At 69.7% G+C, this 18135-nt stretch carries 19 protein-coding genes and 1 pseudogene; 8 read left to right on the forward strand and 12 right to left on the reverse strand.

What is annotated here, in order from left to right; translation table 11 throughout:
- Positions 1-5 precede the first annotated feature (5 nt).
- The 3 genes from dnaK to ACWF7A_RS04185 are packed head-to-tail and all read right to left on the reverse strand — an operon-like array spanning position 6 to position 2830.
- Positions 6-1883, reverse strand: a complete 1878-nt coding sequence (gene dnaK, locus ACWF7A_RS04175; protein ID WP_452248957.1) for a molecular chaperone DnaK — start codon at positions 1881-1883, stop codon at positions 6-8.
- A complete protein-coding gene (locus tag ACWF7A_RS04180) occupies positions 1883-2413 on the reverse strand; it encodes a general stress protein (protein WP_452248958.1) in 531 nt (176 codons plus the stop codon). Before ACWF7A_RS04180 ends, dnaK begins: the two co-directional genes overlap by 1 nt.
- 9 nt (positions 2414-2422) lie before the next feature.
- A complete protein-coding gene (locus tag ACWF7A_RS04185) occupies positions 2423-2830 on the reverse strand; it encodes an Hsp20/alpha crystallin family protein (RefSeq protein WP_452248959.1) in 408 nt (135 codons plus the stop codon).
- 166 nt (positions 2831-2996) lie between these two features.
- Here ACWF7A_RS04185 and ACWF7A_RS04190 point away from each other — a divergent pair, with 166 nt between their 5' ends.
- The 4 genes from ACWF7A_RS04190 (at position 2997) to ACWF7A_RS04205 (ending at position 6737) form a co-directional block, all read left to right on the forward strand.
- Entirely contained in the window at positions 2997-4697 is a 1701-nt protein-coding gene (locus ACWF7A_RS04190; RefSeq protein ID WP_452248960.1) for a PucR family transcriptional regulator, read from the forward strand.
- Positions 4694-5236, forward strand: a complete 543-nt coding sequence (locus tag ACWF7A_RS04195) for an MEDS domain-containing protein (RefSeq protein ID WP_452248961.1) — start codon at positions 4694-4696, stop codon at positions 5234-5236. The genes ACWF7A_RS04190 and ACWF7A_RS04195 overlap by 4 nt, the downstream gene beginning before the upstream one ends.
- 63 nt (positions 5237-5299) lie before the next feature.
- Positions 5300-6340: a hypothetical protein gene (locus tag ACWF7A_RS04200; RefSeq protein ID WP_452248962.1), complete on the forward strand. Its 1041-nt coding sequence runs from the start codon at positions 5300-5302 to the stop codon at positions 6338-6340.
- A 106-nt stretch (positions 6341-6446) separates the two neighbouring features.
- Positions 6447-6737, forward strand: coding sequence for an STAS domain-containing protein (locus tag ACWF7A_RS04205; protein WP_452248963.1), 291 nt, complete (start codon positions 6447-6449; stop codon positions 6735-6737).
- A 54-nt stretch (positions 6738-6791) separates the two neighbouring features.
- On the opposite strand, the gene ACWF7A_RS04210 is transcribed toward ACWF7A_RS04205, so the two are convergent.
- On the reverse strand, positions 6792-7967 hold the full coding sequence (locus ACWF7A_RS04210) for a zinc-dependent alcohol dehydrogenase (RefSeq protein WP_452248964.1): 1176 nt from the start codon (positions 7965-7967) through the stop codon (positions 6792-6794).
- Positions 7964-8506: an SRPBCC family protein gene (locus ACWF7A_RS04215; RefSeq protein WP_452248965.1), complete on the reverse strand. Its 543-nt coding sequence runs from the start codon at positions 8504-8506 to the stop codon at positions 7964-7966. Before ACWF7A_RS04215 ends, ACWF7A_RS04210 begins: the two co-directional genes overlap by 4 nt.
- Before the next feature lie 1041 nt (positions 8507-9547).
- Here ACWF7A_RS04215 and ACWF7A_RS04220 point away from each other — a divergent pair.
- Positions 9548-9886: pseudogene (locus ACWF7A_RS04220) on the forward strand (hypothetical protein); the annotation flags it as partial.
- Positions 9887-9988: 102 nt separating this feature from the next.
- Positions 9989-10618: a hypothetical protein gene (locus tag ACWF7A_RS04225; protein ID WP_452249570.1), complete on the forward strand. Its 630-nt coding sequence runs from the start codon at positions 9989-9991 to the stop codon at positions 10616-10618.
- A 138-nt stretch (positions 10619-10756) separates the two neighbouring features.
- Here ACWF7A_RS04225 and ACWF7A_RS04230 read toward each other — a convergent pair whose 3' ends face one another.
- The 6 genes from ACWF7A_RS04230 to ACWF7A_RS04255 form a co-directional block, all read right to left on the reverse strand.
- Positions 10757-11026 (reverse strand): Atu4866 domain-containing protein, encoded by a 270-nt coding sequence (locus tag ACWF7A_RS04230; protein ID WP_452248966.1) that lies wholly within the window; start codon positions 11024-11026, stop codon positions 10757-10759.
- A 34-nt stretch (positions 11027-11060) separates the two neighbouring features.
- Positions 11061-12437, reverse strand: coding sequence for an amidohydrolase family protein (locus ACWF7A_RS04235; protein WP_452248967.1), 1377 nt, complete (start codon positions 12435-12437; stop codon positions 11061-11063).
- A gap of 21 nt (positions 12438-12458) precedes the next feature.
- A complete protein-coding gene (locus tag ACWF7A_RS04240; protein ID WP_452248968.1) occupies positions 12459-13037 on the reverse strand; it encodes a flavin reductase family protein in 579 nt (192 codons plus the stop codon).
- Between the two features lie 81 nt (positions 13038-13118).
- On the reverse strand, positions 13119-13895 hold the full coding sequence (locus ACWF7A_RS04245; RefSeq protein ID WP_452248969.1) for an SDR family oxidoreductase: 777 nt from the start codon (positions 13893-13895) through the stop codon (positions 13119-13121).
- 37 nt (positions 13896-13932) lie between these two features.
- Positions 13933-14781, reverse strand: coding sequence for an SDR family NAD(P)-dependent oxidoreductase (locus ACWF7A_RS04250; RefSeq protein WP_452248970.1), 849 nt, complete (start codon positions 14779-14781; stop codon positions 13933-13935).
- 146 nt (positions 14782-14927) lie between these two features.
- Positions 14928-15782, reverse strand: a complete 855-nt coding sequence (locus tag ACWF7A_RS04255; protein ID WP_452248971.1) for a helix-turn-helix transcriptional regulator — start codon at positions 15780-15782, stop codon at positions 14928-14930.
- A gap of 102 nt (positions 15783-15884) precedes the next feature.
- On the opposite strand from ACWF7A_RS04255, the gene ACWF7A_RS04260 reads away from it, so the two are divergent.
- Positions 15885-16706 carry a helix-turn-helix domain-containing protein gene (locus ACWF7A_RS04260; RefSeq protein ID WP_452248972.1) on the forward strand — a complete coding sequence of 274 codons (822 nt, stop codon included), beginning with the start codon at positions 15885-15887 and terminating at the stop codon, positions 16704-16706.
- Between the two features lie 16 nt (positions 16707-16722).
- On the opposite strand, the gene ACWF7A_RS04265 is transcribed toward ACWF7A_RS04260, so the two are convergent.
- Complete coding sequence (locus tag ACWF7A_RS04265; protein ID WP_452248973.1) at positions 16723-17010, reverse strand: DUF1330 domain-containing protein; 288 nt, start codon at positions 17008-17010, stop codon at positions 16723-16725.
- A 128-nt stretch (positions 17011-17138) separates the two neighbouring features.
- Between ACWF7A_RS04265 and ACWF7A_RS04270 the strand changes: the two genes are divergently transcribed.
- On the forward strand, positions 17139-18074 hold the full coding sequence (locus ACWF7A_RS04270; RefSeq protein ID WP_452248974.1) for an AraC family transcriptional regulator: 936 nt from the start codon (positions 17139-17141) through the stop codon (positions 18072-18074).
- The last annotated feature ends 61 nt before the right edge of the window (positions 18075-18135 follow it).

Below are 18135 nucleotides of genomic sequence, written 5' to 3' on the forward strand. Positions count from 1 at the left end.
CGTGGTCAGACCCGGTCGAAGTCGGCGTCGATGACGTCGTCGTCCGAAGCCACCGCCGAGCTCGTGCCGGAAGACGGCGGTGGCGCGGACGACCGTGCCGCCATCAGACCGTTCAGCACCTGGGTGAGCTCGTCGGTCAGCTCCCGCACGCGCTCCAGCGGAGCCTCGTTCTGCAACGCCTCGCGCGTCTCGGAGACCAGCATCTCGGCGCGGGCCTTCTCGTGCGCGGGCGCGTTGTCGCCGAGGTCCGACAGGGTCTTCTCGACCTGGTAGGCGATCGAGTCGAGCGTGTTGCGGGCGTCCACGGCCTCGCGCAGCCGCCGGTCCTCCGCCTGGTTCGCCTCGGCGTCGGTCACCATCCGCTCGATGTCGGACGTGTCGAGGTTCGAGCTCTCGCTGATGGTGATGCCCTGCTCCGCGCCCGTGTCCTTGTCTCGGGCGGTCACGTTGAGGATGCCGTTGGCGTCGATGTCGAAGATGACCTCGACCTGCGGTTCGCCGCGCGGTGCTGGCCTGATCCCGGTGAGCTGGAACCGGCCGAGCACGCGGTTGTCGGCCGCGCGTTCCCGTTCGCCCTGCAGCACCACGACGTCCACGGCGGGCTGGTTGTCCTCGGCGGTGGAGAACACCTCGGAACGGCGGGCCGGGATCGTCGTGTTCCGCTCGATGATCCGGGTCATCACGCCGCCGCGGGTCTCCACGCCCAGCGACAGGGGAGTGACGTCGAGCAGCAGCACGTCCTTGACCTCGCCCTTGAGCACCCCGGCCTGGACGGCGGCACCGAGTGCCACGACCTCGTCCGGGTTGACGCTCATGTTCGGGTCCTTGCCGCCGGTCAGGCGGCGGACGAGCTTCTGCACGGCCGGGATCCTGGTCGAACCGCCGACGAGGACGACCTCGTCGATGTCGTTCGCGGACACCTTGCCGTCGGCCATCGCCTGTTCGACCGGGGCGAGGCAGCGCTCCACCAGGTCGGCCGTGATCTGCTCGAACGTCGACCGCGTCACGGTCTCGGTCAGGTGCTTGGGTCCGGTGGAGTCGGCGGTGACGAACGGCAGGCTCACCTGGGTCTGGGCGACCGAGCTGAGCTCGACCTTGGCCTTCTCCGCCGCCTCGTAGAGCCGTTGCAGTGCCTGGGCGTCGTTGCGCAGGTCGATTCCGGTGTCGTTCTTGAACTTGTCGGCCAGGTGGTCGACGAGCCTGCGGTCGAAGTCGTCGCCGCCGAGGTGGGTGTCACCGGAGGTGGAGCGCACCTCGACCACGCCGTCGCCGACGTCCAGCAGGGACACGTCGAACGTGCCGCCGCCCAGGTCGAACACGAGGACCGTCTCGTGTCCCTTCCTGTCCAGGCCGTACGCCAGTGCGGCGGCCGTCGGCTCGTTCACGATCCGCAGGACCTCGAGACCCGCGATCCTGCCAGCGTCCTTGGTCGCCTGTCGCTGCGAGTCGTTGAAGTACGCGGGCACGGTGATCACCGCCTCGCGCACCTTCTCCCCTAGGTACTTGCCCGCGTCGTCGACCAGCTTGCGCAGCACCTGCGCGCTGATCTCCTCGGGCGCGTAGAGCTTGTCGCGCACCTTGAAGCGCACCGAGTCGTTCGGTCCGCTGACGACGTCGAACGTGACCGTCTTCGCCTCCTCGTCGACCTCCTCGAAGCGCCGGCCGATGAAGCGCTTGGCCGAGTAGATCGTGCCTTGGGGGTTCAGCACGGACTGGCGCTTCGCCAGCTGGCTCACCAGCCGTTCGCCGCTCTCGGTGAACGCCACGACGGACGGCGTGGTCCTGGCCCCCTCGGCGTTCGCGATCACTACCGGTTGGCCGCCCTCCACGACCGCGATCGCGGAGTTCGTCGTGCCCAGGTCGATCCCCACTGCCGTGGCCACTACGAAGCACCCCCGGCGGGGGTCAAGCCGGAGAGCAGCCGCTGTGCCTCGTCCGCCACTTCCTCGTCCACGACGAGGTCGTACCGGCTCGGCACCATCATGGTCACGGAGCTGAAGTCGCGCCTGCCGCGCTGCAGCGCGTAGAAGACCGCGCCCATGACAGCGCCGATGAACGCGCCGAACACCAGGCCGTACAGGGCGAGCGTGAACGCGGCGACGAGCGGGTTGATGAGGTCGAACAATCCGAAGATCCAGCCGAAGAACAGGCCGGGAACCGCGCCGGAGGTGGCACCGTTCAGCAGGGCGCGGCCCCAGTTCATCCGGCCGACGACCTGCTCGACCATGCGGACGTCGCCGCCGATGATCGCGGTCCGGCCGACCGGGAACTTGTTGTCCGACAAGTAGTCGACGGCGCGCTCGGCGTCGCGGTAGTTGGTGAACGACGCGATCTTGCGCCGCTGCGACGCGCTCTGCGCGGCAGCACTGCTGGTGTCAACGCGAGTGTGCGCGCCGCTGTGGTGAGTGGTCATGACTACCCCTCAGGCGTCGATGGTCGTCTGCTCGGAAACCTCGATCTTGCGAGGCTTGCTCGACTCGGCGATCGGAATCGTCAGCACGAGCACACCGCGGTCGAACTCGGCGGTCAGGTCACTGGCGGCGAGCATGTCGCCGAGGAAGAACTGACGGCTGAACTCCCCGTGCGGTCGTTCGTCGATCAGCACCTCGTCGTTCTCGTGCCGCAGCGGGTCGCGCCTGGCCTTGACCATGACCACGTTGCGTTCCACGGTCACGTCGACGTCTTTTCTGTCCACACCTGGCAGGTCGAGTGCCACGATGCACCGGTCACCGCGGCGGAACGCCTCCATCGGCAATGCACGCGGGGTGCGCGTGGTGTGTTCGGTGAGCCGGTCGAGCTCGCGGAACGGGTCGAAACGCATCAGTGTCATCTGGGCTCATGCCCTTCTGGATCTCGTGTTCCGGGGACGTGCATCGGTTCCACCCTGACGAAGGGCATCCGTGCGGCGCGTCGCCCTGCGAGGGCGAAACGCGTCCTGCGCGCTGGACACGGCAGCACTAGGCTGGGTGGCAGACGAGCGACTGCGCGGGGGAGGCATGGCTGCGGGAACAGGAGAACTGGATGGTCGGGCTCGCGCCCAACTGTCCACTCTCTACGCCCTGTTCGTCCTGTCGATGAAGATGTTCAGCGGCAGGGATCCTCGGGAGATCCTTGCCCTCGCGGCGACTTCGGTGCCGTCACTGGGGCCGTGCACGGTCGTGGCGACCTACCTCATGACCAACGGCAGCCTCGAGCGGCAACCTGCGGGAGGGGCCACCGATCCGGAACCCAGACCGTTCGTGTCCGAACTCGACGCCCCTGGTTCCGGCGTGGTGCTCGCCGACGGCACATGGCGCTGGGCGTTCCCGTTGAGAGGGACGAGCGGTCTGGCCGGCTGCCTGGTCGTGGTGGCGCGGTCGGAACCGACGGTCGACGAGATGTTCCTGCTCAAGGTGCTCGGGCAGCAGACCACCGCCGCGCTCGCGAACGCGACCCTGCACCGCGACGAGGACGCGTACGCCGACAGGCTGCGCCGGTCCAACGACGAACGGTCCGAGGTGAACGCGCGGCTGACCGCGACGGTGACCAAGCTGCGGCAACAACAACGAGTGCACGAGGTGCTGACCCGGGTGACTGCCAGCGGCGCCGGCGAACAGGGAATCGCCGACGCGCTCAACGAGCTCACCACGTTGCCCGTGGCCATCGAGGACCAGTTCGGCAACCTGCGCGCGTGGGCGGGGCCGGGCCGTCCCGACCCCTATCCGAAACTGTCCGCGCGGCGCAGGGAGGACCTGCTTCGCCGCGCCGCCCGCCTGACCTCCCCGCTGCGAGAACGGGACCGGCTGGTCTCGCTCGTCAAGCCGCACCACGAGGTGCTGGGCGTGGTCGCCCTGATCGATCCGGCGAGGACCTCGCGGGAGTACGAGACCTTCACGCTGGAGTACGGCACGGTCGTGCTCGCGTCGGAGCTGGCCCACCAGCGCAGCCTCGCCGAGGTGGAACTGCGGCTGCACCGCGAACTCGTGGACGACCTGGTGACCGGCACGGACAACGACAGCGCCTACGCACGAGCCGGCGCGCTGGGTCACGACCTGCACGGTGCGCACCACGTGGTGATGGTGCAGTGGAGCGGCGGCCAGACCGATGGAGCGCTGTCGCAGGCGTTGTCCCATGCGATCACCGAGCTCGGATGGAAGGCTTTGTGCTCACGGCGTTCCGGCGTCGGCGTTGTGATCGCGCGCGGCCAGCCGGACGGTGCGGCGCTGTTCCTGTCACTGGTGCAGGAACTGGGCGACGGTACGGGCGTGGTCGCCATCGGTCGCGCCTGTGCCGCGCCGGACGGACTGCCGCAGTCGTTCAAGGAGGCCTCACGCGCGTTGCGCATCCGGCGGTCGTCGCGCAGTCCCAGCGGTGTGGCGTCGTTCGAGCAGCTCGGCCTCTACCGGATCCTCGACACGGGGGAGAGCCGTGCGGAGATCACGTCGTTCGTGTGGGAGTGGCTGGGCGGCCTGATCGACTACGACACCAGGCGGGGCGCGGACATGGTCCGCACGCTGTCGCAGTTCCTGGAGTGCGGCGGCAACTACGACCGGACCGCGGCCGAGCTGATGATCCACCGCAGCACGTTGCGGTACCGGCTGGGCAGGATGAAGGAGATCACCGGGTTCGACCTCGGTGACGTGGAGACCCGGCTGAACGTCCACGTCGCGACTCGGGCGTGGCAGGTGGTGCAGGGGCAGCAGCTGGGGGGCCGGTGACGAACGCGATGTTCGACGGCGGGACGCTCCAGGTGCACTCACACCTGTGCGTGTTCCACCACGGCCGCGAGGAACGGGACGAGCTGCTGATCCCGTTCCTGTCCGACGGACTTCGCCGCGGCGAGGCGTGCCAGTACATCGGCGTCGCGGGGGAGGCGGACGACGTCGAGCAGCGACTCGGGGGTCCGCAGCCGCGGCTGCGGGTGCGGGAACCGGACGTCCGCTACCAGCGCGACGACGTGTTCGACGGCGATGCGGTCCTGGCGGAGCTGGACGAGTGGACGCAACGGGAGGGAACACCGTGCCGGGTCGCGGGGGACATGCGCTGGGCGGGAAGGTCGCCGCGCAGCCCGGAACAGCTCGACACGCTGTTCCGGTACGAGATGAACTCGGGCCTGTGGGCGAGCAGGCGTCCGGTGTACGCGTTGTGCTTCTACGACCTCGACGTGTTCGACGGTGACGTGATCGTCCCGATGGTGAAGGCCCATCCTCAAATCTGGATGACCGGCGTGCTCCTCGACAACCCGTACCACCACTAGCCCGCGGCCCGTTCCTCTCCGGGTTCCCGACTATCCGAGTTCTCGCGGGGTACTCGGCGGCGCATGCAGAGAACCGTAGTGCTCGGCCTGCTCGCTGATCCCGGGCTGGCCACCGACATCGTCGAGGATCTCGCTGAAGAACTGCCGCGGCGGCTGAGCCGCGATGTGGACGGTGACGTGGAGTGGCGGGTGGTGCCCGTGTGCGACCAGTTCGCCGCCGACGAGCACGGCACCGTGCGGCACGTCGTGCAAGCGGTGCGAGATCAGGTCGTGGAGGAACGTTGTGACCTGTGGGTGTGCCTGACGGACCTTCCGCGCAGAGACGGCACCGACCCGGTCGTCGCCGACGCGAGCGCCGACGACGGGCTGGCCGTGGCGTCACTTCCGGCGCTGGGCGGCTGGGGTCTGCGCCGCAAGACCGGTGACGTGGTCAGCGCCCTCGTGGCTGAGCTGCGGGATCGTCAGGTCCCGATGGAACGGCTGGCCCACCGGGTCGACTCGCCCAGCGACGACATCGGTGTGCGGTTCGTGGCCCCGGGTTTTCGCGGCCGGCTGAGGCTGTTCGCGGGCATGGTCAGGGCGAACCGGCCGTGGCGGCTCGCGATGGGCCTGTCCAGCGTGCTCGTCGCGGCGCTGGGAACGGGTGCGTACACCTTGATCAGCTCGACCATGTGGATGCTGGGTACCCACTCGAGCGTGGTCAGGCTGGTGGCGGCGACGCTGTTGTCGATCGCGGCCATGGTGGTATGGCTGATCGTCACCCACGAGCTGTGGGAGCGCCCGTCCGACGCGATCGGGCGGGAGAGGGCGCGGCTGTACAACCTGACCACTGTGGTCACGCTGGTGCTGGGGATATCCACGCTGTACCTGGCGTTGTTCGTGGTGGTGCTCGCGTCGGCCGTGCTCGTGCTCGAACCGTCCGTGCTGGCACAGGAGATCGGCCATTCGCCTGCAGTGCGCGACTACCTCGGCATGGCGTGGCTCGCGGCGTCGGTCGCGACCGTGGCCGGTGCGCTCGGTGCGCGGCTGGAGAGCGACGAGGCGGTGCGCAACGCCGCGTACGGCCACCGCCAGCAGGAGCGCCGCGAGAAGCTCCAGGCGTGACCCGGCAGGTCCACGGCCCGCCGGGGATTTCCACCTCGTGGACCGAAGCGTCGCACGCGTGCGGTGCGGCACCGTCCTCACCTCGAAGATCTGCCGGAGGTGAGCAATGGCGGTTTCCGTCGCGAGTGCGACCAGAGTCCGAGTGATCCATCTGAGCGGGGAGATCGATGCGTCCACTGTGGACCTGCTGGTCCACGCGATCGAACCGCATCTGGATCTGACACACGGGACGATCGTCGTCGACCTGAGCGAGGTCACGTTCCTCGGCACCGCGGGCCTGAGAGCGCTCGTGCGGGCCGAGCGACACGCGAACCAGATGGGGTCGAAACTCTGCCTGGTCAGCGGGAACACCGCGGTGAAGCGGTCCCTGGCGGTGCTGGACATGCTGCGCGAGTGACGCCGGGTCCGGCCACCGAGCTGCTCGCCTCGGTGGCCGGACCCGCCTGGGGCCTCAGGGCTTGAGGACGACCTTCTCGCAGTCGTCCTGCTTGTTCTTGAACATCTCGAAGCCGCGTTCCGCCTCCTCCAGCGGGAGGGTGTGGGTGATGATCCTGGTGGGATCGATCTCCCCGCGCTCGATGCGCTCCAGCAGCGGCACCATGTAACGCCGCACGTGGCACTGTCCTGTCCGCAGGGTCAGCGACCGGTTCATCCACGCGCCGGCGGGGAACTTGTCGATCAGTCCGCCGTACACGCCGATCACCGAGACCACACCGCCGCTGCGGCACGACATGATGGCTTGGCGCAGCACGTGCGGACGGTCGGACTCGGACCGCACGGCCTGCTTGATCCGGTCGTAGGCGGCGACGTGCGCGCTGCCGTGCGTGGCTTCCAGGCCGACCGCGTCGATGCACTTGTCCGGCCCGCGCCCACCGCTCAGCTCCAGCAGCCGGGACCGCACGTCGACCTCCTCGAAGTTCACCGGTGTGTGGCCCGCCTGCTCCGCCATCCGCAGCCGGTAGGGCTCCTTGTCGATGGCGATGACCTTCGCGGCGCCGAGAACCCTGGCGCTGTCCATGGCGAACTGGCCCACCGGACCCGCACCCCAGACCGCCACCACGTCGCTGGGCTGGATGTCGCACATCTCGGCACCCATGTAGCCCGTGGGCAGGATGTCGGAGAGGAACAGCACTTGCTCGTCGGTCAGGTCCGACTCGATCTTCAACGGCCCGACGTCGGCGAACGGCACGCGCGCGTACTGCGCCTGCCCGCCCGCGAAGCCCCCGGTCAGATGCGAGTAGCCGAAGATCCCCGCGACCGGGTGCCCGAACATCTTCTCCGCGATCCCGGCGTTCGGGTTGGAGTTCTCACAACACGAGTACAGCTCGGCGGCACACGCCCCACACGCCCCGCAGGCGATGGGGAACGGCACGACGACCCGGTCCCCGACGCGCAGCCGGGAAGCATCGACGCCCGCGCCGACCTCGACCACCTCGCCCATGAACTCGTGCCCCAGGACGTCGCCGTCCTGCATGGTGGGCACGTACCCGTCGACCAGGTGCAGGTCCGAGCCGCAGATCGCCGTGGAGGTGATCCGCACGATCGCATCACGGCCGTTGAGGATCTTCGGGTCCGGCACGTCGCGGACCTCGACCTTGTTGCGCCCGGCCCAGGTGTTCGCCCTCATGCGTCCGGTCCCTTCTCCAGTTCGGCGTCCGACAACGGCTGGGCGGGACGCTGCGGGAACTCCTTGCGCGCCCGCTTGCCCCACGGAGCCCCGTCGGAGCGCACGACCTCACCGGTCTCCATCACCTGCTTGAACCGGCGAAGGTCGTCATCGAGCTGCTGGTGCGGTTCCTCGCCGAAGTACTTGGCGACCACCTTGCCGATCGCGCCGCCCGGGATGTCGTACACGAGCCCGACGTGCACCTCCGTGCTCACACCGTCCGGGGCGAGCACGAACCGGACCACACCGGCGTTGGGCACGTCCGCCTTACCGGTCGACCGCCACGCGATCTTCTCGGCGAGCACCACCTCGACGATCTCCGCGTCCCACTCGACGTTCGCACCGAACGGCGCACTGGCCACCCAGTGGCTCGTCCGGTCACCGGTGGCACGGACCTCGTCGAGATGCGCCATGAACGTCGGCAGGTTCTCCAGTTCACGCCAGAACGCGAACACCTCCGACACGGGTTTGCGAATCGTGGTCGTAGCCGTGAGTTCCATGGATCCTCCTTCGCGTGATCCCCGCACCACAGGCACGGAGCAGCTCGCCCTGGCCAGGTGGCCCGCACGGTGATCCACAGGCACTGTCATCCGACGAACGCCGTCGGTGACCTGCCATCGCACGCGACGGTGGAGATGGCCTTCTCGAACGCGGTCACATCCACCACATCGCCCGAACCAGGGGGCGTCCTCCCCGAACTACCCCTGGAAAACCCGCCTAACCAGGCACCGGCTCCAGACACTCGGCTGCGGCTCCAGGACCTGCGCATCGATGCCGACATGCGTTCTTCAGGCGATCTTCGAAGTGCGACATGCTCCTCGACCCTGACGCGGCTTCCGGTCCGCCGCGCGGTTCCGGCAGCCCGTCCGACCGAGTGCCCCGGTCCTGAAGCCGACACGGGTCTTCGCTGTTCGGGTGGAATGGGCGCGCCTTCGTCACGATGCCTTCGGTGCCGGGGTCTCGGTTCTTACCGGGGGAGCTGACTGTGACCGCGCTGACGAATGCCGACCTGCTCTGGCTGCATCGGTCGAGGACTCTGGCGCGCGCTTTGCGTTCTACGGCCGGATGTCGACGAGCACTTTCCAGGACGTGCAGACGTCTCGTGCGTGGCAGCGTGGTGACTGGACCGTCCGGAAGCCGGGGCGTTGCTGGCCGCCGCCGCAGACCTTGGTCGCGAGTTCGGCTCGGTCGTGGTGGGGGAGTACGAGCGGGCGTTTCATGGTGATCAGTTCCGCGAGGTGGTGTCAGGACTGAACGCGCTGGGGGTCGCTCGCCGCCGGCACCTCCCCACTCGCCGCCGGCACCTCCCCACTCGCGGCTGGGTCCTCCCAGCTCGCGGCGCGCCTCACCCAGGCCGAACGGGACACGGCCCAGCTCCCCGCACTCACCCGGCAGCTCGCCGACGGCGCGAACCAGGTCGCCCAGGGCAACGAACAGCTCGCAGCAACCGATGTGCCACTGGCGAACCGGATCATCGCGGCCATCGACGCACTGCCCTCGGCAACCGCCGCCGCAGCCGAATTCCGCCGCCTGGCAAGACAATGCACCGGCACACTGGAGTTCCGTCGCGAACTCACCTCTGCTGCGGAGAAGTTCGCCGCGGACGCGGAGAAGACCGACGGAGCCAAGGCGCACGTGCGCGCCGCCGCAGTCCGCACCAGGGATTCCGTGCAGGCGCTCGCGACCGGCGCACGACAGGTCGCCAACGGCAACGCCCAGCTCGCCGACCGCTCAAGTGCCCTGGCCAAGGGCATCGCCGACGCAGCCGCCGAGCGCGGCAACTCGACACCGGCGTCCACCAAGCCAACACAGGCGTCCGGCAACTGGCATCCGGATCGGCTCAGCTCGCAGGGGGAGCAGCCCAGCTGCGCGACGGTGCGATCAAGGTCGACGAGGGAGCCCGGCAACTCGCCACCGAACTCGACAAGGGCCGAAACCAAGTCCCCACCTACACCGAAGAGGAACGTGCCCACCTCAAGACCGTGGCGGCGGACCTCACCACGGCCACCGTCGACCGCACACCGATCGGCACCTTCGGCAGCCCGCTGTTCGTCGTGCTGGCGTGGTGGGCACTCGCCCTGGCCACCTACCTGGTAATCCAGGCGGTCCCCGGAGCCGTGCTCACCGCTCGTGAACCGACCTGGCGCATCATCGTCCGCGCCGCCACACCCGGCGCAACCGCAGCCGCAGCCGCAACCGCAACCGCAGCCGCAGCCGCAGCCGCAGCCGCACTAGCGGCGCTCGCCATCACCGCGATCGCCGCACCAGCACTGAACCTGGGTCTCGGCGGCACCATCGTCCTGGTGGCACTTCTGATGGCCGGTACGTTCGTCGCACTCAACCAAGCCGCCACCGCCATTCTCGGCAGGGCAGGGCGACTGGCCTCCCTCGCCGGCCACCTGCCCACCCGCGGAGCGGTGATCGCACTCCGCGCCGCGGCGACCGGGTCACCGGGCCTGGCGACCGGCGTGGCCGAGCTGTGCACGTGGCTGCTCGTCGGTGTGCTCGCCGACCATCCTGGGCACCGACCGGCGTCGATTCCTCTCAACTCGTCGGCTTCGGTTGCGTGGCGACGACTTGGCACTCGCTGCGTAGCCGGTGATGCGGCCTGAGGAGGGAAGGGATCTGACGGCCAGTCTCAGTTACGAGCCTGATCAGCGGGGCGGGGTGGCCTTTTCCTGCCCGACGGGCATGAGGAGATCGCTCGCGTCGTGACCTCGCCATCGCGGCCGTCACCTGCTGCGGATCTCTCACTGTTCACGGTGCAGGACGAGGTGTTCGTGGTAGAGGATTCCGTCGCGGACGTCGCCTGTCGCGGTGAACCCGAGGTCGTCGAAGTAGTCGATGTGGTCGCCGTCGACGGTGTACCGGCCGGTGTAGGCGCGTTCGCGGCCGTCGCGCTCCTCCTCGTAGCGACCGGTGGGCAGGAGTTCCTGGCGGATGCGGCCGTCGGCTGTGACCCACATGCCGACGTGGGGGTGCGGTGCGGTGGCCGGGGTGCGTGTTGCGTCCTCGAACATGGTCTTGGCCCTTCTACGGTGGTCTGCGGTGTGTTCAGCGCGGGTGAGCGGCTGTGAAGATGCGGTCACGTGAGGCTCGGACGTCCTGCCTGAGCGCGGGCACGTCGACGTCCAGGACGGTGCCGTCCCACTTGCGGACGCGTCCCGCGACGAAGACGCCGTGGATGTTGCGGGGGTCGGAGCCCAGGACGAGGGTGCCGATCGGGTCGTTGAGCGGCATGTTGTTGAGGTCTTCGGCGTTCACGAGCAGCAGATCGGCCTGTTTGCCCGGGGTGACGGAGCCGGTGACGTCGCCGAGGCCGATGCTCTCGGCGCCGTGCAGGGTGGCGAAGTCGAGGACGTCGCGGACGCCGATCCGGGACGGCGTGGCGGTGGTGCCGTAGGCGGCGTTGACGGCCCTCATGCGCTGGATCGCGTGCAGGGCACGCATCTGCGTGAACATGTCGCTCGCCAGGGCGACCTCGACGTCGATGCTCAGGCCGGGGCGGATGCCGGCGGCGAGTGCCTCGTCGATGGCGGGGACCGCGGTCTCGAGCCCGATCTGCGCTTCGGAGGTGGGTGCGAGGGAGACGCCGGCGCCGGTGTCGGCCATGGCCTGCCAGGCCGCGCCGGTGAGGCCGGTGCAGTGGATCAGGGAGACGTCCGGGCCGAGGACGCCTTCCTCCGCCCAGCGGAGGATCGCTTCCGAGGAGGAGGTGCCGAAGACGGCGTCGACGCTGACGCCGATGTCGAGGTCGCGCGCGATCAGGGCGAGGCGGGGGCCGTAGGCGAGGTCGGGTCCGGCGATCTCGTCGGTGGCCAGCGTGGCGAGGCGCAGGGTGACCAGGCTGTCGCGGGCGGAGAAGTAGGTGTTCTTCAACCGCGTGAGGTCGGCCGGCCACTGGCCTTCCCACTCACCGAAGTGCGGGCGCATCGAGGCGTGCACGCCGCGGATGCCGGTGTCGATCAGGGCCTGGACGGCGGCGTCGGAGTGGGCTGGTGTGCGGGAGTTGTGGGAGAAGTCGAGCATGGTGGTGATGCCGCTGTCGATGGCGGTCAGCGCGGCCAGTTTCGTCCCGATGTACATGTCGTCGGGCTGGTAGACCGGGGCGATGCCGGCCAGGGTGGACATGACGTACTCGCCGAGGTCGTTGACGTCGGGCATGACGCGGCGCAGTTGCGCCTCCCAGGCGTGGCGGTGGGTGTCGACGAAGCCGGGGGCGATGATCGAGCCGGTGGCGTCGACGACGATCGCGTCGGTGACGGGCAGTTCGGCGGCGACGGCGGTGATCGTGTCGCCCTCGACGAGCACGTCGCCTCTGGTCAGGGTGCCCAGTCCGGGGTCCGCGGTGACGACGGTGGCGCCGGTGAACAGGACGCGGCGCCGCGGATCGGAGTCGCGCCGGCGCAGCAGTTCGAGCGTGGTGGACATGGTGGTTCCTGCCTTCTGGGTTCAGCGGGTGAGGTGGTGCCACTTGGTCATGCGGTCGCGCAGGTCCACAGTGGACGCGTTGGCGGAGAACGTGCCGTCGCCGCGGTGGTGGAACTCGCCGGCTCCCCGCTTGGCGGCGTCGAACCACGCCCGCTCCCCGCGCAGGATCCACAGGTGGTAGTCGTCGACGAGCCGGTCGTCGGCCACGGTGCACTCGATGTTGGCGAAGCACTCCGCGACCAGTGGCGCTCGCACCACGCTGGCGGGGGAGGGGGTGAGGCCGAACCGCCGCCACTTGTCGGTGTCCCTGCCGGAGGTGTTGCCCACGCCGACCACGCGCTCGGCGAGGTCGATGGACGGGATCGCGATGACGCACTCCCCGGTCGAGCGCAGTGCGTCGAAGCTGTGGTCCCACGGGCCGACGATCAGCCCGATCAACGCGCCGTGGGCGATCGGCATGTTGAAACCGTTGGTCATCAGGTTCGCGCGGTGTCCGTCGAAAGTGGACACCATGACGACAGGGCCGGGCTCGATCAACCGGTGGACGTCGCTGATCGGGTACTCGGTGAAACCCTGGCGGTCGAGACTGGCGGTGGTCATGGTCGGAACCCTTCTGGTGGAGACGCGGGCGGTGACGGCGAGCTCGCTCCCGCCGTCACCGGCAACGCGCACCGCATGCGGCTAGATCGCCTGTGCGGTCGGGAGGATCGTGATCTCGGTGAGGTTGACGTGGCGCGGCACGGAGGCCATGAACGCCACGGTCTCGGCGACGTCCGAGGACTGCAGCACGTCGATCTGGTCGATGAGATCGGCCATCAGCTTGCTGGCGTCCGGGTCGGTGACGTGGTCGGGCAGCTCCGTGTCGACCATGCCGGGCTCGATCGTCGCGACCCGGATGTTCTTGCGCCCGAGCTCGACGCGCAGCAGCCGGGTCAGGTGGCTGATGTAGGCCTTGGTGCCGGAGTAGACCGAGAACTTCTCCAGGATCCGGGTGGCCGCGATCGAGGACGTGGTGATCAGGTCGGCCGGCTTGCCCGCCTCCGCGGTGGCGGTGAGGTGCGGCACGAACGCGCCGATGACGTTCATGACCCCGGTGACGTTCAGGTCGATCTGGCGCTGCCACTCGTCCTGGCGCAGGTCGGCGATCGGCGAGATGAGCTGCACGCCGGCGTTGTTGAAGACGAGGTCGGCCGTCCCGAGCTGGTCGGCGACCTGGCGGGCCGCGGCGTGCACGGCCTCCCGGTCGGTGACGTCGACGGGGACGGCGATCGCGGTGCCGCCGGTGCTGGTGATCGACTCGACCAGGGCGTCGAGCTTGTCCTTGCGGCGGGCGAGCACGGCGACCTTCGCGCCGAGCTCGGCCAGGCGGGTGGCGGTGGCGGCGCCGATGCCGCTGGAGGCACCCGACACGACGGCCACGCGGCTGGCCAGCGGGGTGTCGGTGAGCAGAGCAGACATGGTGATGTCCTCTTCTGGGAAACGGGTGGTTGGGGGGTCAGACCGCGGCGACGACGTCTTCGTGGGCGGTGGCGGCGGACTTGTCCCGCCACGGCGCCAGGTCCTGCTCGATCTGGGCGAGCTTCACCTGCAGGCGGTCGATCGTGTCGGGGCCGAGGTACAGGTGGGTGGGCAGCGTGTCGCCGCTGGTCACCTCGTGGATCAGGGCAGCGCCCTTGACCGGGTCGCCGAGCTGGGTGTGGTTGGCCGTGCCGACCCAGTCCAGCGTCACGTGCGCGGGCGTGCCGTCGTAGTCGCTGATGCGCTCGGCCGCGAGCGACAGCGAGCTGGCGTCGAGGAAGTCGGTGCGCAGCACGCCCGGCTCGACCACCATGGACTGGATGCCGAACGGTGCCAGCTCGGCCGACAGGGCCTCGCTGATCCCGGCCACGGCGAACTTGGAGGCGCTGTACAGGCTCACGCCCGGTTCGCCCTCGAAACCCGACCGGGAGCCGATGTGGACGACCTTGCCGGAACCCTGCCGGCGCATGCCGGGCAGCACCGCGCGGGTCATGTTGATCAGGCCGAAGACGTTGAGGTCGAACAGGGACCGCGCCTCGGCGTCGGTGATCTCCTCCAGCGCGCCGAGCAGGCCGCGGCCCGCGTTGTTGACCAGCACGTCGATGCCGCCGAAGCGGTCCGTGGCGGTCTGCACGGCGCCGGGGAGGGCCTGGGCGTCGGTGACGTCCAGCGCGACGACCAACGCGTTCGCCGCCGTCTTCAGGTCTTCCGGCACGCGGTCCGGGTTGCGCACGGCGACCACGACGTTGTCGCCGCCGCGGAGAGCGGCGCGGGCGATCTCCGCTCCGAGGCCGCGGGACGCTCCGGTGATGAACCAGGTGGACATGGGGATCTCGTTCCTTCCGGCTGTTCTGCCTGTGCGGCGGGCGTTTGCCGCTGCTGACAGGAACGAGTTTGTCCACGCGGGACAGCCGGAAGAAGGCCGCGGGTTTCCTGGGAGAAACGCACCCACCCAAGGCGCCGCGCCGAGATCTAGACGAGCGGGAGCTCCGTCGCGGGGGAGGCGAGTGCGGCGTCGGCGTGGGTGCGCAGCCGCCGGAACGCCTCCGCGGTCGGGGAGGTGGGCTCGGCCTGGTAGACGACCAGCTGCTGGTGCGGAGCGCCGCTGACGGTGAAGGTGGCGAACTGGATCTCCAGGTCGCCCACCTGCGGGTGGTGCAGGTGCTTGCTCTCCTGGGTCTTCGGCTTGACGTCGTGCCGGGCCCACAGCTCGGCGAACTCCGGACTGCGCTCGGACAACGCGGCCACGACCTCGGCGATGCGCGCGTTGCCGGGATCGTGTCCGTACGCGGCGCGGATCTCGGCGACGCAGGAGTGCGCCGCGCGATCCCACTGCCGGTAGAACTCGCGCCCGGCCGGATCGAGGAACACCATGCGGGCCAGGTTGTCCGCCGGGGTGAAGCCCGCGTGCAGCGCGTCGGCCATGGCGTTGCCCGCCAGGACGTCCAGCGCGGGTCCGACGACGAACGCCGGTGAGTCGGACCAGCTGTCCATGAGCTGCCGCAGCTGCGCGCTGACCGGCGGGCGGCCGTTGCCGAGCCACGTCCTGGCCTCCGCCGCTCGCACCAGCAGCCAGAGGTGCTCGGTGGTCGCGGCGTCGAGCTTGAGCGCCCGTGCCACCGCCTCCACGACCTGCGCCGACGGGCTGGACTCACGGCCCTGTTCCAGACGCATGTAGTAGTCGCTGCTCACCCCCGCGAGGATCGCGACCTCCTCACGGCGCAGGCCCTTGACGCGACGGCGCCCGTGCTCGGGCAGTCCGACGTCGTGAGGCGTGAGGGCTTCACGACGGGCACGGAGGAAGTCGCCGAGAGGTGTGCCGGTCATGACGGCAGACTCAACCCGTGCGGCGGCGGCTCGTCAACCGGGGTCAGCCTGGGTGAGACGCACCCAGGCTGAGCACCCTGCTCCTGTCCTAGCCTCGGTCACATGAGTCACGAGCGGAACACGGCGCTGGGCGCGTTCCTGCGCACGCACCGTGCTCTTGTTCGTCCCGAGCAGGCAGGGCTGAGCACCGAGGGACGCCGTCGGGTTCCCGGACTGCGCCGGGACGAGGTCGCCCTGCTCGCCGGGCTGAGCGCGGGCCACTACGCCCGGCTGGAGCAGGGACACGAGCGCCCGACCCACCAGACCGTGGAGAGCCTGAAGCGTGCGCTGCGCCTGGACGAGACCGCCGCCGTCGAGCTGCACCGGCTGGCGCGTCCCGCCACCCGCCGGCGGTCCCGCGACCGGCCCGAGCGCGTCAGCCCGCACCTGCTGGGCCTGCTCGACGACTGGACCGCGGCGCCCGCCTACGTCCTCGGCCGGTCCGGTGACGTCCTGGCGCGCAACGCCCTCGCGAGCGCACTGCACTCGCGTTTCGTCCACCGGGACAACCTGTACCGCATGATCTTCCTCGACCCCGCGGGACTCGAGTTCTTCCGCGACTGGACCGCCACGGCCCGCGTGGCCGTGCACGACCTGTGGCAGGTCGTGCACGGCCACGCCGCCGACGAACACGGGCTGCGGGAGCTGGTCGGCGAACTCGCCATCGCCAGTCCCCGGTTCCGCGGGCTCTGGGCCGCACCGGCGCCACGCGGCCCGCTCCGCCCGGGAACCTGCTTCTTCCACCCCGACATCGGCGAGCTGGACCTACGCACGGAGATCTTCCCGATCAGCAGCGCGCCGGGTCAGCGACTGGTCGCGCAGCCCGCCGAACCGGGCTCCCGTTCCGCCGACGCGCTGGTCCTGCTGAGCACGCTCGCCGCGTGACCGGCGTGGTCCCGGATCAGGTGGTCTCGCCGACGACGACCCGCACGGTGGAGTACCTGCGGCGCAGGTCCTTGAACGGCTGGTACTCCGGCGAGTCCCAGAACGCCTGGACCGCGGCCTTGTCGGCGAACTCGTGGATCACGAGAGTCGGCGGGGTCCAGTCGCCTTCCAGCACCAGCGCGTCGCCGTCGGTCAGCACGTTGCGGCCGCCGGCCTTCGCGAGCAACGGCGTCACCCCGTCCACGTACTGCTGGAAGCCGGCCGGGTCCGCGATGTTCAGATCGATCACGACGTATGCGGTCATGTCCGCGCGTCTCCTCGAGTTGCGATGGGTTGGTCGACAGCAACGTTAGGGATCCGAATCGGTCCTTCCAATGCGAGAATCGATCGCACACATAATCGATCGGACCGTGTCAGCTGTAGCATGATGTCATGGACGTCTTCAGCGACGTGATCTCCACGGTCAGGGCCGGCCGTGCGAAGTTCACCCGGTCCCGGCTGAGCGGCCGGTGGGGGTACGCGTTCGGCCCGTACCCCGGAGCCGGCTTCCACGTCGTCCTGGAGGGCGGCTGCTGGCTGATCCCCCCGTCGGGCCCTCCGGTCGCCCTCGGAGCGGGCGACGTGGTGTTCCTGCCGCACGGCGCGGTGCACGGCATGAGCGACAGTCCCGACAGGACGATCGCCGAACTGCCCGCGGCCCCGGAGACCGGCCCGCCGGACCACGAGCCGGCACCGGACCAGGCGCAACTGCTGTGCGGCGCCTACCGGTTGGATCGCGGGCAGGCCCACCCGTTCCTGCGGACGCTGCCCGAGGTCGTCCACCTCCCGGCCAGGCTCGGTGACCACTCCGCCCTGCGCAGCGCGGTGGACCTGCTCGGTGCGGACCTCATCGAGGACCGTCCTGGTGCCGCGGCGGCGGTTCCCGCCTTGATGGACCTGCTGCTGGTCTACCTGCTGCGGGCCTGGCTCGACGAGGAAGCCGCGCGGCACGGCCCGCGTGGGGGCTGGTGCGTCGCACTCACCGACCCGGTCGTCGCCACCGCGCTGCAGCACATCCACCGTGCGCCCGCGCACCCGTGGACGGTGCAGGAACTGGGCGCCGAGGTCGGACTGTCCAAAACCGCCTTCGCCCGCAGGTTCACGTCCCTGGTCGGGCAGTCCCCGATGGCCTACCTGACGTGGTGGCGCCTGAGCACCGGTGCGCGGATGCTGAGGGACGGCCAGGCGCCGCTGGCGACGATCGCCCGCACCGTCGGCTACGCCTCGGAGTTCGCCTTCTCCAACGCCTTCAAGCGGGAGTTCGGCACCGCGCCCGGCAAGTTCCGCCGACAGCAACGCGACATCGCCGACATGGCTGCGATCGGTTGAACGTGGGGGAGAGCGAGGCCGGCGCACGAAGGAGGGTGCCCGAGCACGCGCAGGCCGATCA

It is taken from the genome of Lentzea sp. NPDC055074, assembly GCF_053608005.1.

Coding starts and splice junctions, on each gene's coding strand:
- ACWF7A_RS04185 (WP_452248959.1), bottom strand. CDS start 2,830: ATGACACTGATGCGTTTCGACCCGTTCCGCGAGCTCGACCGGCTCACC.
- ACWF7A_RS04265 (WP_452248973.1), bottom strand. CDS start 17,010: ATGACCGCATACGTCGTGATCGATCTGAACATCGCGGACCCGGCCGGC.
- ACWF7A_RS04245 (WP_452248969.1), bottom strand. CDS start 13,895: ATGTCTGCTCTGCTCACCGACACCCCGCTGGCCAGCCGCGTGGCCGTC.
- ACWF7A_RS04240 (WP_452248968.1), bottom strand. CDS start 13,037: ATGACCACCGCCAGTCTCGACCGCCAGGGTTTCACCGAGTACCCGATC.
- ACWF7A_RS04250 (WP_452248970.1), bottom strand. CDS start 14,781: ATGTCCACCTGGTTCATCACCGGAGCGTCCCGCGGCCTCGGAGCGGAG.
- ACWF7A_RS04270 (WP_452248974.1), top strand. CDS start 17,139: ATGGACGTCTTCAGCGACGTGATCTCCACGGTCAGGGCCGGCCGTGCG.
- ACWF7A_RS04200 (WP_452248962.1), top strand. CDS start 5,300: ATGCAGAGAACCGTAGTGCTCGGCCTGCTCGCTGATCCCGGGCTGGCC.
- ACWF7A_RS04205 (WP_452248963.1), top strand. CDS start 6,447: ATGGCGGTTTCCGTCGCGAGTGCGACCAGAGTCCGAGTGATCCATCTG.
- ACWF7A_RS04210 (WP_452248964.1), bottom strand. CDS start 7,967: ATGAGGGCGAACACCTGGGCCGGGCGCAACAAGGTCGAGGTCCGCGAC.
- ACWF7A_RS04180 (WP_452248958.1), bottom strand. CDS start 2,413: ATGACCACTCACCACAGCGGCGCGCACACTCGCGTTGACACCAGCAGT.
- ACWF7A_RS04230 (WP_452248966.1), bottom strand. CDS start 11,026: ATGTTCGAGGACGCAACACGCACCCCGGCCACCGCACCGCACCCCCAC.
- ACWF7A_RS04260 (WP_452248972.1), top strand. CDS start 15,885: ATGAGTCACGAGCGGAACACGGCGCTGGGCGCGTTCCTGCGCACGCAC.
- ACWF7A_RS04215 (WP_452248965.1), bottom strand. CDS start 8,506: ATGGAACTCACGGCTACGACCACGATTCGCAAACCCGTGTCGGAGGTG.
- ACWF7A_RS04255 (WP_452248971.1), bottom strand. CDS start 15,782: ATGACCGGCACACCTCTCGGCGACTTCCTCCGTGCCCGTCGTGAAGCC.
- ACWF7A_RS04190 (WP_452248960.1), top strand. CDS start 2,997: ATGGCTGCGGGAACAGGAGAACTGGATGGTCGGGCTCGCGCCCAACTG.
- ACWF7A_RS04235 (WP_452248967.1), bottom strand. CDS start 12,437: ATGTCCACCACGCTCGAACTGCTGCGCCGGCGCGACTCCGATCCGCGG.